We start from the raw sequence: 13,464 nt of genomic DNA on the forward strand, positions 1-13,464 counted from the left end.
CGCCGGCGCGGCGGGAGGGCTCACGCGCACTCCTTCTCCACCAGCTCCAGCGCGCAGTCGAGCTCCAGCGCGAAGCGGCCGCGGCGCACCGGCACGAGCCGGACGTCGGGGCACTTCTCGAGCAGCCGCCGGCGCAGCAGGATGAGCCGGCTCTCCAGGTTGTCCTTCACCGGCGGCAGGCCGAGGCCGGGGTCGAGGCGCAGCTCGCGGTTGGTGAACTCGGTCCGTCCCTCGGCGCGGTGGAGCCCGAGCACCTTCCACAGGATCTTCCCGGGCACGTTCCGGATCAGGTACTCGCCGTCCACGAACACGCAGTCGTCGTTCCGGTAGTAGACGAGCGTGCGGCGGCGGGCGTGGGGCGCGGCGCGGGCCGGCGGCGGCGCCGGGACCGGCGTGGCGGCAGGCGCCGCGTCCTCCTCCAGCGCCGCCATGCGCTCCATGCCCATGGCGATCTGGTTCGCCACGATCTGCAGGAAGGCCTCGTCCCACTCGTCGAACTGGAGCGGGTCCCGGCTCTCCACCGCGAGCACGCCGACCAGCCGGTCGCCCACGAGCAGCGGCAGCGCGAGCTGGGCCTGCGCGTCGGGGAGGCCGGGCAGGGGAATCTCGGGCGCGAGCCCGGCCGCCTCGCCGGCCTCGGCCACCCGCGCGCGGATGGCGCGCCCGTACCGAAGCTCCCCGCCCACCCCGGCCACGCGGATCATCCGCCGGCGCTCGGCCACGGTGCCGAGGATGCCGGCCCCGAGCGCCACCTCCGCGCCGATGCCGCCGGGCCCGTAGCCGCGGCTGGCGATCGCGACGAGGTGGCCGGCCTCGCAGGGCACGAGCACCATGGCGTGCTGGAAGCCGAGCAGCTCGTCGAGCGCGGCCATGGCGCCGGAGAGGAGCGTCTCGAGGTCCGCGGCGCGGTTGATCCGCTCCGACACGGCCTGGAGCCCGCGCAGCTCGGTGAGCGGTCCGGACGCGATCGGCGCGGCGGGCTCGGCGTCGAGCATCGGGTCGGGCGGCATCAGGAAGCCGTCCAGCCGCTCGACGCCGAGGACCTCGTAGACGTCGGCGGAGAGGAGCCGGAACACTCCGGCCATCCCGGTGTACGAGGCGATGGCCTGGATGCGGAGCGCCATCCGGTCGAACAGCGGCCCCTCGGTCTCGGCGTGGTCGTACCGGAGCCGCAGGCGCCAGCTGTCGAGCGTGAGGGGATCGAGCAGCAGCACGGTGGCGTGCGGGTGCTCGAGCACGTTGCGCTTGGTCTTGTTGAAGAACTGGCAGGAGAGCGCCACGTGACGGTCGTCGACCTGGTGCACCTGCGACAGGTAGGTGACGTTGGGCTCGCCGGCGCGCGAGCAGGTCGCGATCGCCGCGGGGACGATGCCCTGGAAGCAGGTGGGCGGCAGCCCGGCCAGCGGCGCGGGGGCGGTCACGGCGCACGCTCCGGCGGGACGGCGGCCCCGAGCGGCGCGCCCGCGCCCGGGCCGGGCGTCTGCACGAACAGGCCGTCCACCCGGAGCCGCACCGCCAGGCACGGCCAGCGGTTCACCCGCAGCGTGAGGCGCGGCGGCACGCCGACGAGCGCCAGCTCCCGCGCGAGCGCGCACGTGTAGCGCTCGACCAGCGGTCGCTCGTCCGCGGTCGCCGGCGCGAGCGCCGCCACCTGTCCCTTCACCTGGATCGTCTGATGGTCGGTGGGCCGCGAGAACATCACCGCCACGCGGCCGCTCTCGCGGAGCGCGGACGGGCAGCGGCCCGCGCTCGCCTCGGGGACGAGCACGGTCAGCTCGGCCCCGCCCGCCTCCACGCGCGCCCCGACCGCCCGCACGCACTCGGGCAGGAGCCGGGCGTCGCGGCTCGCCAGCAGGATGGAGACGCCCGACTCGAGGAACGCGGAGAGGTCGTGGGAGATCACGCTGGGCGCGCATTCTAAGGGCACGCGCCGATCCGCCGCACGCGCGCAGGCCCGCCCTGTCGGGACGACCAGGAAGTGCGTCCCACGCGCGCGGGGCAGGCACGGCGCGAAGCGCACCCGCCGTGCGGCCTCCCCCCGGGGCGCCGGCCCCGGCTACGCGGCGATCCCGGCCGCCGCGGTGGCGGCGGCCCACGCCTCGGCTCCGAGCGCCGCCCGGATCGGCGCGGTGGCCTGGGCGAACGCGGCGGGCGGGATCTCCCCGGCCATGCCACGCAGCAGGCCGGCGCGCTCGGGCAGGTTGAGCGCCTGGACGATCACGGCGGACCACTCGCCCCGCCGCGGCGGCGGGATGCTCTCCAGCAGCGCCCGGTGCAGGCCGCCCAGCGCGGCGTCGTCGAAGTGCGCGTGGAGCACGCGCATGGCCTCCGCCTCCTCGCGCTCCATGTGCCGCAGGTGCTCGGCCGCGAGCCCCCAGATCCGGTCGTGCAGCCGGCGCCCCAGCGCCGCGCGCTCGGCGGCGGACGCCCCGGCGAGCCGGGCCGCGAGCTGCCCGGCCTCGCGCGCCAGCCCCTCGGTGCGCGCGTGGTCGGCGGCGAGCGCGGCGTGCAGCTCCGGCGCGAGCCGCGCCAGCTCGGGCATGAACCAGCGGTCCTCGTGCGCGGCGTGCTCCTCGAGCATCCCGAGCAGCCGGTGCACCAGCTCGGCCGCCGCGGCGGCGCCGGCCTCGTCGGCGAAGTCGGTGCGCCCGAGGCGCGTCCCGGCGTCGAACAGCAGCGTCCGGATGCCCTTGTGGACGGGGCCGAACAGATCGATGCGCGACATGCGTGCTTCCTCCAGGTCGGTGTGGGTCCGGACACCAATCTGGCGGAGCGCGCCGCGCGGGCGTGCTCAAACTTCGCTAGCGGAATCCTAAGTTGTCCCTAAGGCCGCGCGCCCATCCGGGATACGCTGCGGGGGCGCACGCCGATCCATGCTGGACGGCGACCGCGACCCGGAGCACGCCATGAACGCCTCGCCGAACCCGCCCAACCACCTGCTCGCGTTCGTCGTCCGCCTGGTCGTCTCGGCGGGCGTGCTGTGGCTCGCGGTGGCGTGGGTCTCGCCCGGGAACCCGTTCAACACGTTCGGCCGCGCGGTGGTGGTGTCGATCGTCCTGTCGATCGCCTACTACATGACGCTCGCGAAGTTCCTCTGGTTCCTGGTCCTGCCGTGGCTGCTGTACGTGCTGGTGTGGCTGAGCGTGATCGCGGCGAGCTACGGCCTCGGCTTCTGGCGCTCGCTCCTGCTCGCGCTCGCGCTCGCGTTCCTGTCCTGGGTGGTCTCGGCGCTGTTCGGGATCCGGACGTTCAGGTCCGAGTGACCGGGCGGCGCGCCCGCGGCGGGCGCTCCCCGCCGGCTGACGCGCGGTGCTCGCCGTGCGCGCGCCCCTCGCGCACGGGCTCGATGCGCACGCCGGGGGCGCGCGGGTCCGGCCGCCGGGCGGCGGCGCCGAACTGCGGCGCGGCGGCGCGGGCCACCTCGAAGCGCGTCTCGGCGGCGCCGATCACGATCTTCCCGATCTCGTCGCGGGTGACGCCTCCGCGGCGGCAGAGCAGCGGCAGCAGCCACTTGGGATCGGCCTTCTTCTCGCGGCCGATGTTGATGCGGAACCAGGCCACCTCGGCGGGCGGGCCGCGCCGCGGGGCGCGCTCGCCGCGGGGCGGGGGCGCCTGGCGGGCGGCGTGGGCGGTCTCGGTGAGGTCCTCGGGCGAGGGCAGGCGGGCCCGCGTGGTGCGGACCAGCGCCGCGGCGACGACCAGAGGGTCGCGGCCGGAGAGCAGGCGCGCGGCGGCGGCGCGCTCGTCGTCGCTCACGTCCTCGGACAGCGCGTCCACCTCGCCGGCGAGCCGCGCCTCGTCGGCGGCCCGGATGGCCTCGGCGGCCGGCACCGGCGCCCACTCGACCCGCACGCCGGCGTCGCGGAGCATCCGCTCAAGCTTGTAGCGCTCGGGCGGCGCGGCCAGCAGCACGGCCAGCCCCTTGCGCCCGGCGCGGCCGGTGCGGCCGCTCCGGTGCTGCAGCGCCGCGGGGTCGCGGGGGAGATCGGCGTGGAGCACGAGGTCGAGGCCGGGCAGGTCGAGCCCCCGGGCGGCCACGTCGGTCGCGACCAGCACGCGCGCGCGCCCGTCGCGGAGCGCCACCAGCGCCCGGTTGCGCTCGGCCTGCGTCAGCTCGCCGGAGATGGGCACGGCGGCGAAGCCGCGCTCGGACAGGCTGGACGCGGTGTGGTGCGCCGCCTCGCGGGTGGCGCGGAACACGAGCGCCCGGGGCGGCTCCAGCGCGCGCAGCACGTTGACCACCGCCAGCTCGCGCTCGCTCGGCGCGACGAGGTGGGCGCGGAACGCGATGTCGGCGTGCGCCCCGCCGGCGGGCGTGGCGGCGACGCGCGCCGGGTCCGTCGTGTACCGCCGGGCGAGCTCCACGATCGGCTTCGGGAGCGTGGCGGAGAACATGATCGTGCGGCGCCCTTCGGGCGCGGCGGCGAGGATGGCCTCCAGCTCGTCGCGGAAGCCCATGTCCAGCATCTCGTCCGCCTCGTCGAGCACCAGCGCGCGCAGGTCGGACAGGTCGAGCGCGCCGCGGCGGTGGTGGTCGAGCAGGCGGCCGGGGGTCCCGACCACCAGGTGCGCGCCGTCGGCGAGCGCGCGCGCCTCGCGGCGGGCGTCCATGCCGCCCACGCAGGCGACGACGCGCCCCTCGGCCTCGGCGAGGAGCCAGGAGAGCTCGCGCTGCACCTGCATGGCGAGCTCGCGGGTGGGCGCGACCACCAGGCCGAGCGGCAGGCCGGCGGGCCCGAACGCGGGGGCGTCGCCGAGCAGCGAGCCGCCCAGGACGAGGCCGAACGCGACGGTCTTGCCCGAGCCGGTGGCCGACGAGACGAGGAGGTCCCGGCCGCGGAGCCCGGGCGTGAACACCGCCTCCTGGACGGCGGTCGGCTCGGAGTAGCCGCGCCGCTCCAGCGCGCGGGCGAGGGCAGGGTGGGCGCCGAGCTCGGTGAAGGTCACGGGCGCGTTCTAGCAGGTTCCGCGGCCTTCCGCTCGCCGCCTGCGCCGGGGGACGCGACCGCCATCAATGGTCGATCCGCACGCTCCGGACCGCCAGCAGCACCTCGGCGAGGAACGCGAGCAGCGCGCCGATGAACGCCACCATCGCGGCGATGAACAGCCCGGCGACGGGGTGCGAGAAGTCCCAGTGCAGGAGCGAGGCGACGAACGCGACCGCGATGAGCAGGCACACCAGCAGCGCGGCGGCGGTCGCGAAGGTGATGGCGGTGTTGACGAGCTGGCGGCGGCGGAACTGGAGCGCGAGCTCCTCGCGCACGCCGGGCTGGCGCTCCGGCGGCAGCGCCGGGAGGCGCTCCAGCAGGCGGCGCGACCGGTCCACGATGCGCCCGAGCCGCGTCGAGAACACCCCGAGCAGCGTCCCGGCGGCGGTCAGCAGGAACACGGGCGCGACGGAGAGCTGGATGACCCGGGTGATGTTGGCGATCGCGGGATCGGGCGGCATGCGCGGAGTCTCGCCTCGGCCCGCGCCGGGCACAAGAACGCGGCGGCGCCGGCCTCACCCGCCGGCGTGCGGCAGGATCCGCCCGGCCCGGACCGCGAGCGGCCAGGTGACGCGGAGCGGCCGCTCCGGCGTGCCCCACGCGACCCGCAGCGCGGGGCCGATCTCGGCGAGGGGATCGGCGCCGGTGCGCCGGCGGTGCGCGGTCACCGCCGACCAGGTACCGAGGTAGCCGAGGAAGACGTCCAGCGGCCACCGCTCCTCGATCTCGAGCGGCGGCGCCTCCAGCTCGGGGAAGGGGAAGGGCAAGGTCCGGTACCCGCTCTCCACGTGCACGCGCTCGGGCGGCCAGTCGCCGGCGAGCAGCCCGTGGTAGAGGCGGTCCACCACCGCGTCCACCTCGGGGTCGATGCGCGAGAGCCCGTAGGTCACCGCCGCGAACACCGTGCCGGGCCGCGCCACGCGCCGCAGCTCCGCGTAGAACCGGTCGAGGTCGAACCAGTGCATGGCCTGCGCGGCGATCGCGAGGTCCACCGACGCGGGCGGCAGCCCGGTGTCCTCGGCCGGCGCCACCGAGTAGGTCACCCGCGGGTGGAGGAGCGCCTGCCGGACCTGCGCCTCGCCGGGATCGACGGCGTGCACGCGCTCGAAGACCTCGGCGAGGCCGAGCGACGCCTGCCCGTTGCCGCAGCCGCAGTCGAGCGCGTCGCCGCGCGCGGGCGCGACCTCGCCGAGCCAGCGGAACAGCGCGCGCGGGTAGCGCGGGCGGAAGGCGCGGTACGCGTCCGCGACCGGGGTGAAGTGGTCCTTGAACGCGGCCATGGGAGAGGTCTAGCACTCCCACGCCTCGCCCGCCGCTCGCCCTTCGACGGGGCTCAGGGCGAGCGGAATCCCCAACTCCGCTCGGGGTGAGCCCGTCGAACCCCGAGCGGAGGGGGCGACGGCTCAGATCCCCGCGCCCTGCTCCGCGCCGGCCGAGTCGTCGGGCCGCGCCCGCGCCTCCTCGCCCAGGTGGCGCAGGATGGCGTCGGAGAACGCCTCGAGGTCGTCGGGCTTCCGGCTGGTGATGACGTTCCCGTCCTCGACCACCTGCCGGTCCACCCAGCGGGCCCCGGCGTTGATGAGGTCGGTCTTGAGCGACGGCGAGGAGGTCACGGTCTTGCCGTCGATCGCGTCCGCCTCGATCAGCATCCACGGCCCGTGGCAGACCGCGGCCACCGGCTTCCCGGCGGTGAACGCGGTCCGCACCAGCCGGACCATGTCCATGTCGGTCCGGAGGTGATCGGGGGGGAGTAGCCGCCCGGCACCACCACCGCGTCGAAGTCGTCGGCGGTGACGTCCCGCGCGGCCGCGTCGGTGGTGACCGTCTCCCGCTGCTTCTTGCCGCGGATCTGCTTGCCCTTCTCGAGCCCCACCAGCACGGTCTCGTGCCCGGCCTGCCGCAGGCGGTCCCAGGGGACGCGGAGCTCCGAGTCCTCGAACAGATCGTCCGCGATGAATGCGATGCGCGCCATGGCCTTCCTCCGAGTGGAGGTTCGGCACAGGCTGCGCGCGGCACAAGGCGCCGGCGGGGAAAATCGTCAGGCGCCGGGCCGCTCCGGTGGGTTCCACCAGACGGCTCCCTTGCCCTGCACCGCCTCGGCCGCACGCAGGCGCGTCTCGGCAAGCTCCGCCTCGTCCATCGGCCGGAACGCCGCCGCGGCGGCGAACGCGGCGTCCTGCTCGTTCGGGAACGAGAGGCCGAGCAGCGCCACGTCGGGATCGCAGGTGAGCGTGTACCGGACGCATGCCTCGACCGGGAGCCGCGGCAGCGTCGGGACGGCCGCGTCCTGCCCGCCCGACGAGAGCTTCCCGCGCGGGCGCTCCGCCAGCGCCCGGCCGTAGCCCTCGGTGTCCCCGAGCAGCTTGCCGGCGCCGAACGTCTTGAAGCAGATGGTCCCGACGCCGAGCGCGCGGGCGCGCGGCAGGAGCTCCTGCACGTACCGCGGGTGCACGTACGGCCCCACCGGGAACATGACGACGTCGCACAGGACGGCGTCGAGCGCGGCGGCGAGGACGTCGGGGTGGTGGCTGGAGATGCCGCGGAAGCGCGCCCGCCCGCGCCGGATCTCCTCGGCGAGCTCCTCCATGCCGCCGCCCGGCGCGGCGAGGCGCGCCCACGCGGCCGGCTCGGACACCGAGTGGAAGACCAGCAGGTCCACCGCCCGCACGCCGAGCCGCCCCAGGCTCTCGTCGAGCTGCGGGGCGACGGGCCGGTCGAGGTGATCGATCTTGTCCACCACGAACACGCCCTCGCGCCGGCCGCGGAGCGCCTCCCCGACGATCTCCTCGGAGTAGCCGTCCTCGTACATCGGGGCGGTGTCCACCACGTTCACGCCGGCGTCGAGGGCGCGGCGGAGCGTGGCGACGCAGCGCTCCTTCGGGACGCTGCGATCGGCGAGGTCGCCGGCGCCGATGCGGGTGACGGGGACGCCGGTCCGGCCGAGGGAGCGGCGCGGCTGGAAGCGGGGGAGCGCGGTCATGGCGCCATCCTAACGCCAGGGCCCCGGCGCGCGCGTCCGGCGCACCGGGGCCCCGCGTCCCCCCGCCCCCGCTACTTCGCCTTGGACGGCGTCACGTCGATCTGCACCGCCTGCGGCGTGTCGCCGCTGCGGTCCAAGCGCGCGCGGACCGCGGCGCCCTGCCGGATGTCCGCCAGCGTGGCGGACCGGCCGTCCACGGTGATGCGCGCGCCGTCGGCGACCTTCACCTGCGTGGTCGCGTCGCCCGAGTCGATGGCGATCTCGTGCTGCTCGCGATCGATGAGCGCGACGCGCCCGGAGAGCTCGCTCGGCCCGGTCACGTCCGTCCCCGCGCCCGTGCCGGTGGCGGCGCCCGGCGTGCCGGTGCCGGCCACGCTGCCGGTCGCGCCCGGCTCCATCGTCTCGGGCACGCGGCCCTGCTGGCCCGCCGAGCCCGCGCCCGGATCGCCCGAGTACCGCGGCGTGGCGTCCGCGCCCTCGGTCGGGAGCGGGTGCGGATCCTTCCCGCCCACGCCCTGCTGCGCGCGCGCGCTCGGCGCGGCCTCGGCCGCCTGGGCCTCGGCGACGTCTCGCTCGCTCTGGCCCTCCTGCGGCGCGGCCTGCGCGGTGCGCTCGCGGCCGCTCATCTCGGTGGTGGCCTTGTCGTCGCCCGACGCGTTCGCCGTGCGGGTCTTGCTGCTCGTCCCGGTCTTGCAGCCGGCGGCGGCGAGCAGCAGCGCCGCCGCGACCGCGGTTCCTCTCACTTGCATGCCTCGGTCCCCCCTTCGCGAAAGGATGGGGGCAGGCGGCGCGAGGCGCACGCCCGGCTGCCGCTGGGCGCACGACCGCCCGCCGCCCGGGCCGGTGCCCGGGCGCCGGACGGCCCGCCGCGGGGAGCTTCACTCCCCGCGCAGCGTCCCGAGGAGGAACAGCGCGAAGAAGATCGGGACCGACAGCGCCACCAGGCCGCCGATCACCAGCCCGGCGATGGTGGCCCACCGGGCCGCGCCGGCGGGCGGGAGGGGCGCGTCGATGGCGAACGGGTTCTTCTTGCCGCGGAAGAGCTTGCGCTTCACGGGTCGCATTCTACACGCCGGCGCGGGCGCTGGTGTGGCGGGCCTGGTCGCCTCGCGGCTTGACGGCCGGGCGCCCGGTCGGATAACCATGAAGGCGATGCATTCGCAGCGCGCGACCGGTCGACTTCTTCGCCAGGCGAGAGAGCTCGCCCGGCTCGACTGACCGCGCGACCTCTCTCGCCGTCCCACGGCCGGAGAGGTCACCGCTCCCAGCAAGACGAACAGAGACCTCCCGGCCCCCACCCGCCGGAGGAATCACGTCATGCCGAGGATGCCCGCCCACAAGTACCGCCCGTTCCCGCAGGTCGCGCTGCCCGACCGGCGCTGGCCGTCGCGCCGTATCGAGCGCGCGCCCCGCTGGTGCTCGGTGGATCTCCGGGACGGGAACCAGGCGCTCGAGGATCCGATGGGCCCGGATCGCAAGCGGCTGCTGTTCGACGCGCTGGTCCGCGCGGGCTTCCGCGAGATCGAGGTGGGCTTCCCGTCCGCCTCGCGGCCGGAGCGGGAGTTCGTCCGCGAGCTCGTCGAGCGCGGCATCCCCGAGGACGTGACCATCCAGGTGCTCACGCAGGCGCGCGAGCACCTCGTCCGCGCCACCTTCGACGCGATCCGCGGCGCGCCGCGCGCGGTCGTGCACCTCTACAACTCGACCTCCGAGCTTCAGCGGCGCGTGGTGTTCGGCAAGGATCGCGCCGGGATCCGGCAGATCGCCGTGGACGGCACGCGCCTCGCGCGCCAGCTGGCGGAGGAGCTGCCCGAGACCGAGGTGGTGCTGGAGTACACGCCGGAGAGCTTCACCGGCACCGAGCTCGACTTCGCCGCCGACGTCTGCGAGGCGGTGATGGACGCGTGGGGCGCCTCGGCGGAGCGGCCGGTGATCCTCAACCTGCCGGCCACGGTGGAGATGTCCACGCCGAACGTGTACGCGGACCAGGTCGAGTGGTTCGGGCGCCACGTGAAGGGGCGCGAGCGCTACGTGCTCTCGGTGCACCCGCACAACGATCGCGGCACCGCGGTGGCGGCGGCGGAGCTGGCGGTGATGGCCGGGGCCGACCGGGTGGAGGGCACGCTCTTCGGGAACGGCGAGCGCACCGGCAACGTGGACCTGGTGACGCTCGCGCTCAACCTGCACACGCAGGGCGTCGATCCCGGGCTCGACCTCGCGGACCTCGACGCGCTGGTCGAGGTGGCCGAGCGGGCCACGCGCATGCCGGTCCACCCGCGCCACCCGTACGCGGGCGCGCTCGTCTACACCGCCTTCTCCGGCTCGCACCAGGACGCGATCAAGAAGGGCTTTGCCGCGCTCCGGCGCACCGACGGCGAGCGCTGGGAGATGCCGTACCTGCCCATGGACCCCGCGGACGTGGGCCGCACCTACCAGGCGGTCATCCGGGTGAACAGCCAGTCCGGGAAGGGCGGGGTGGGCTGGGTGCTGGAGGAGCACGGCGGGATCCGGCTGGGGCGCGAGGAGCTGACCCGCTTCGCGGCGGTGATCCAGGCGATGGCCGAGGCGCGGGGGACCGACCTCACGCCGGCGGAGATCCTGGAGGTGTACGCGCGCACGCACGGCGGCGCGCCCGGCGTCCGCGCGCTCGCGCAGGGATGAGGCGGCGGGCCGCGGCGAGGGCGATTATGAGTCGCCCCGCCGCGCGCCCACCTGCGCGGCCGGAGGCACCGCATGGAGCAGCGGAAGCTGGGCACGCAGGGGCTCTCGGTCTCGGCCGTGGGGCTGGGCTGCATGGGCATGAGCGACTTCTACGGCGGCGCCGACGAGCGCGAGTCCGTCGCGACCATCCACCGCGCGCTCGAGCTCGGCGTCACGTTCCTCGACACGGCCGACATGTACGGTCCGTTCAAGAACGAGGAGCTGGTGGGGCGGGCCATCCGGGATCGCCGCGACCAGGTGGTGCTCGCCACCAAGTTCGGGAACGAGCGCCGCGCCGACGGCACCTTCGTCGGCATCAACGGGCGGCCCGAGTACGTGCGCGCCGCCTGCGACGCCTCGCTGCGGCGGCTCGGCGTGGACCACGTGGACCTCTACTACCAGCACCGCGTCGACCCCACCGTGCCGATCGAGGACACCGTGGGCGCCATGGCCGGCCTGGTGAAGGACGGCAAGGTCCGCTACCTCGGGCTCTCGGAGGCCGCGCCCGCCACCATCCGCCGCGCGCACGCGGTGCACCCCATCACCGCGCTCCAGACCGAGTACTCGCTGTGGAGCCGCGATCCGGAGGACGAGCTGCTGCCCACCCTGCGCGAGCTCGGCATCGGCTTCGTCCCGTACAGCCCGCTCGGGCGCGGCTTCCTCACCGGCCGGTTCCGCTCGCCCGACGATCTCCCCGAGGGCGACTTCCGGCGGACCTCGCCGCGCTTCCAGGGCGAGAACTTCCAGCGGAACCTCGATCTCGTGGACCGCATCCGCGAGATGGCGGGCGCGAAGGGCGTCTCGGCCTCGCAGCTCGCGCTGGCGTGGGTGCTCCGGCGGGGAGAGGACGTCGCGCCGATCCCCGGGACCACCACCCGCCGCCACCTCGACGAGAACGTGGCCGCGGCCTCGATCCGGCTCACGCCGGCGGACCTCGCCGCCATCGATCAGGTGGCGCCGAAGGGCGCGGCCGCCGGCGAGCGCTACCCGCCGTCCGGCATGGTGCGGGTGAACCTGTAGCGTTCCGTCACCGCGCGCCGGCGCCGGTGCCGGTGCTGGCCCCGAGGCCCATCTCGCCGGCCAGCTCGGCGAAGCGGGTCGCGAACGCCGGCCCGCGCGCCTCGTCCTCGTGCTTGAAGTACGCGTACGCCTCCGCCCAGGGCTGCGCCGCGATCGCCTGCAGCGCAGACCGCAGCGCGGCGTCGCCGTACTCGGTGCGCCGGAGGCGCAGGTAGCCGAACCCGGCGGTCGCGGCCAGCGGCGTCGAGCCCTCGTCCGCGTCGGTGATGCACAGCGCGGCCCCGGCGCCGGCCAGCGCGGACCGCACCGCGTCGGCGTGCCAGCTCGGGTGGCGCAGCTCGAACGCGAACCGGCCGCCCCGCGGCAGCAGCGCGAGGAAGTCCTGCAGCAGCGCGAGGTCGAGCCGGATGGAGGGCGGCAGCTGGAACAGGATCGGCCCCAGCGCCGGGCCGAGCTCCGCCGCCGCCCGCAGGAACCAGGCGAGCGCGGCCTCGGCGTTCGCCAGCTTGAGACGGTGGGTGATCCGCTGGGGCGCCTTCAGCGCGAAGGTGAAGCCGGGCGGGACCGCCGCGCGCCAGCCGGCGAGCAGCTCGGGGCCGGGCATCCGGTAGAAGGTGTTGTTCACCTCCACCGTCCGGAGCCGCGCCGCGTAGGCCGGGAGCATTTGCGCGGCGGGGAGGCCGGCCGGGTAGAACGCCCCGCGCCAGGCCGGGTAGCTCCAGCCGCTCGTGCCGGTGAGGAGGCGCACGCGTGGGATCTGCGCACGCGCGGGGTGATGCGCCCGCCCGGTGCGGGGCGCGTCGGCCGGCGAGCGCCCGCCCGTGCACCCGCCGCCAGGGCTCGCTCGGCGCGCCGTCCGGGCGCACATTCCACGGTCTCCCGGCCAACGGAGGTTCGACCGGGTTCCCCGCATGTGAGGGAACCCCGTCGGACGCTCCATCGCGGGTCAGCCCGCCGTACGGTGTCCCCCATGTCCGATCCCCTCGAGCTCACGCCCGTCCAGCGCCTGGTCCTCGCGTTCTGGGCGCTGTTCGCCGTCCTCTTCCGGCCCGACGTGGCCCGCGCCGTCCACATGCTCCGCGTGACGCGCGGTGCGCAGGGGCTGCCGCCGTCACCCGTCGCCCCCGAGCCGTGGCACGCGGCCCCTCCGCCCGTCGCGACGCCGCCCGCGCCGATGCCGACGCCGCCCGAGCGGGCCCCCGCGCCGCCGCCCGCGGCCGCGGCGCCGCCGTCGGCGCGCACGCCCGCGCCGGCGCCCGAGCCGGCGAAGCCGGGCGCCACCGGCCCCATCCCGCCGCCCGCGGCCGCGCCCGCGAAGCCCGCCGCAGCCGAGAAGGCGGCGCCCGAGAAGCCCGCGCCCGCCGCGGTCCGCGCGCCGGAGCCGCCGCGCGCCGACCCGCGCGCGCCGGCGCTCCAGCTGCTCGCCGCGCTCCAGCGCGAGGGGCGGCTGGTGGACTTCCTGGAGGAGGACCTCACCGGCTTCCCCGACGCGTCGATCGGCGCCGCCGCGCGGACCGTTCACGCCGGGTGCAAGCGGGCCATCGAGGCGATGTTCCAGCTCGAGCCGGTGTTCCGCGAGGCGGAGGGCGCGCGCGTCACCGTCGCGCCCGGGTTCGACGCGGGGGCGATCCGGCTCAGCGGCAACGTGGTGGGCCAGCCGCCGTTCCAGGGCGCCCTGCGCCACCACGGCTGGCGCGCGCGCGAGGTGAAGCTGCCGCCGCCGCCCGACGGCAAGGACCTGACCGTCGTCGCGCCGGCAGAGGTCGAGCTGTGAGG

The 13,464-nt window shown here is 76.0% G+C and carries 14 protein-coding genes and 1 pseudogene; 4 read left to right on the forward strand and 11 right to left on the reverse strand.

All coding sequences use genetic code 11. The annotated features are described in order from the left end of the window. Window positions 1–20: 20 nt before the first annotated feature. From ACOQFB_RS05245 to ACOQFB_RS05255, 3 genes are all read right to left on the reverse strand, one after another. The gene (locus tag ACOQFB_RS05245; protein ID WP_059437495.1) at window positions 21–1,421 is read right to left on the reverse strand and encodes a GAF domain-containing protein; all 1,401 of its coding nucleotides are present in this window, start codon (window positions 1,419–1,421) and stop codon (window positions 21–23) included. Continuing rightward, window positions 1,418–1,903, reverse strand: coding sequence for a hypothetical protein (locus ACOQFB_RS05250; RefSeq protein ID WP_421608871.1), 486 nt, complete (start codon window positions 1,901–1,903; stop codon window positions 1,418–1,420). Before ACOQFB_RS05250 ends, ACOQFB_RS05245 begins: the two co-directional genes overlap by 4 nt. A gap of 153 nt (window positions 1,904–2,056) precedes the next feature. Continuing rightward, a complete protein-coding gene (locus ACOQFB_RS05255; RefSeq protein ID WP_421608872.1) occupies window positions 2,057–2,725 on the reverse strand; it encodes a hemerythrin domain-containing protein in 669 nt (222 codons plus the stop codon). 148 nt (window positions 2,726–2,873) lie between these two features. On the opposite strand from ACOQFB_RS05255, the gene ACOQFB_RS05260 reads away from it, so the two are divergent. Next, window positions 2,874–3,263: a hypothetical protein gene (locus ACOQFB_RS05260; RefSeq protein ID WP_421608873.1), complete on the forward strand. Its 390-nt coding sequence runs from the start codon at window positions 2,874–2,876 to the stop codon at window positions 3,261–3,263. On the opposite strand, the gene ACOQFB_RS05265 is transcribed toward ACOQFB_RS05260, so the two are convergent. The 7 genes and pseudogenes from ACOQFB_RS05265 to ACOQFB_RS05295 all read right to left on the reverse strand — a co-directional run bounded on the left by ACOQFB_RS05265 (window position 3,250) and on the right by ACOQFB_RS05295 (window position 9,032). Then, a complete protein-coding gene (locus ACOQFB_RS05265; protein WP_421608874.1) occupies window positions 3,250–4,947 on the reverse strand; it encodes a DEAD/DEAH box helicase in 1,698 nt (565 codons plus the stop codon). The two genes, ACOQFB_RS05260 and ACOQFB_RS05265, sit on opposite strands and share 14 nt — an antisense overlap. 64 nt (window positions 4,948–5,011) lie before the next feature. Further along, the gene (locus ACOQFB_RS05270; RefSeq protein ID WP_421608875.1) at window positions 5,012–5,449 is read right to left on the reverse strand and encodes a DUF2721 domain-containing protein; all 438 of its coding nucleotides are present in this window, start codon (window positions 5,447–5,449) and stop codon (window positions 5,012–5,014) included. 54 nt (window positions 5,450–5,503) lie between these two features. After that, window positions 5,504–6,268 carry a class I SAM-dependent methyltransferase gene (locus ACOQFB_RS05275; protein WP_421608876.1) on the reverse strand — a complete coding sequence of 255 codons (765 nt, stop codon included), beginning with the start codon at window positions 6,266–6,268 and terminating at the stop codon, window positions 5,504–5,506. A gap of 123 nt (window positions 6,269–6,391) precedes the next feature. Beyond that, window positions 6,392–6,960, reverse strand: a pseudogene (locus ACOQFB_RS05280) (type 1 glutamine amidotransferase domain-containing protein). A gap of 66 nt (window positions 6,961–7,026) precedes the next feature. Then, window positions 7,027–7,968: an aldo/keto reductase gene (locus tag ACOQFB_RS05285; RefSeq protein ID WP_421608878.1), complete on the reverse strand. Its 942-nt coding sequence runs from the start codon at window positions 7,966–7,968 to the stop codon at window positions 7,027–7,029. 71 nt (window positions 7,969–8,039) lie between these two features. Beyond that, window positions 8,040–8,717, reverse strand: a complete 678-nt coding sequence (locus ACOQFB_RS05290; RefSeq protein WP_421608879.1) for a hypothetical protein — start codon at window positions 8,715–8,717, stop codon at window positions 8,040–8,042. Between the two features lie 129 nt (window positions 8,718–8,846). Next, window positions 8,847–9,032: a hypothetical protein gene (locus tag ACOQFB_RS05295; RefSeq protein WP_059437485.1), complete on the reverse strand. Its 186-nt coding sequence runs from the start codon at window positions 9,030–9,032 to the stop codon at window positions 8,847–8,849. Between the two features lie 253 nt (window positions 9,033–9,285). Between ACOQFB_RS05295 and ACOQFB_RS05300 the strand changes: the two genes are divergently transcribed. Then, window positions 9,286–10,629: a 2-isopropylmalate synthase gene (locus ACOQFB_RS05300; RefSeq protein ID WP_421608880.1), complete on the forward strand. Its 1,344-nt coding sequence runs from the start codon at window positions 9,286–9,288 to the stop codon at window positions 10,627–10,629. A gap of 72 nt (window positions 10,630–10,701) precedes the next feature. After that, entirely contained in the window at window positions 10,702–11,688 is a 987-nt protein-coding gene (locus tag ACOQFB_RS05305; protein WP_059437483.1) for an aldo/keto reductase, read from the forward strand. A gap of 7 nt (window positions 11,689–11,695) precedes the next feature. Here the strand turns inward: ACOQFB_RS05305 and ACOQFB_RS05310 are convergent, their stop codons facing one another. After that, a complete protein-coding gene (locus ACOQFB_RS05310; protein ID WP_421608881.1) occupies window positions 11,696–12,436 on the reverse strand; it encodes a DUF72 domain-containing protein in 741 nt (246 codons plus the stop codon). Window positions 12,437–12,658: 222 nt separating this feature from the next. Here ACOQFB_RS05310 and ACOQFB_RS05315 point away from each other — a divergent pair, with 222 nt between their 5' ends. Continuing rightward, complete coding sequence (locus ACOQFB_RS05315; RefSeq protein ID WP_421608882.1) at window positions 12,659–13,462, forward strand: DUF2760 domain-containing protein; 804 nt, start codon at window positions 12,659–12,661, stop codon at window positions 13,460–13,462. The last annotated feature ends 2 nt before the right edge of the window (window positions 13,463–13,464 follow it).

It is taken from the genome of Anaeromyxobacter sp. Red801, assembly GCF_049201065.2.
Taxonomy (GTDB): Bacteria; Myxococcota; Myxococcia; order Myxococcales; family Anaeromyxobacteraceae; genus Anaeromyxobacter.

Bases quoted from the DNA above. Each gene is read 5' to 3' on its own strand.
- ACOQFB_RS05255 (WP_421608872.1), bottom strand. From the start codon at position 2,725: ATGTCGCGCATCGATCTGTTCGGCCCCGTCCACAAGGGCATCCGGACG.
- ACOQFB_RS05260 (WP_421608873.1), top strand. From the start codon at position 2,874: ATGCTGGACGGCGACCGCGACCCGGAGCACGCCATGAACGCCTCGCCG.
- ACOQFB_RS05270 (WP_421608875.1), bottom strand. From the start codon at position 5,449: ATGCCGCCCGATCCCGCGATCGCCAACATCACCCGGGTCATCCAGCTC.
- ACOQFB_RS05275 (WP_421608876.1), bottom strand. From the start codon at position 6,268: ATGGCCGCGTTCAAGGACCACTTCACCCCGGTCGCGGACGCGTACCGC.
- ACOQFB_RS05285 (WP_421608878.1), bottom strand. From the start codon at position 7,968: ATGACCGCGCTCCCCCGCTTCCAGCCGCGCCGCTCCCTCGGCCGGACC.
- ACOQFB_RS05290 (WP_421608879.1), bottom strand. From the start codon at position 8,717: ATGCAAGTGAGAGGAACCGCGGTCGCGGCGGCGCTGCTGCTCGCCGCC.
- ACOQFB_RS05295 (WP_059437485.1), bottom strand. From the start codon at position 9,032: ATGCGACCCGTGAAGCGCAAGCTCTTCCGCGGCAAGAAGAACCCGTTC.
- ACOQFB_RS05300 (WP_421608880.1), top strand. From the start codon at position 9,286: ATGCCGAGGATGCCCGCCCACAAGTACCGCCCGTTCCCGCAGGTCGCG.
- ACOQFB_RS05305 (WP_059437483.1), top strand. From the start codon at position 10,702: ATGGAGCAGCGGAAGCTGGGCACGCAGGGGCTCTCGGTCTCGGCCGTG.
- ACOQFB_RS05315 (WP_421608882.1), top strand. From the start codon at position 12,659: ATGTCCGATCCCCTCGAGCTCACGCCCGTCCAGCGCCTGGTCCTCGCG.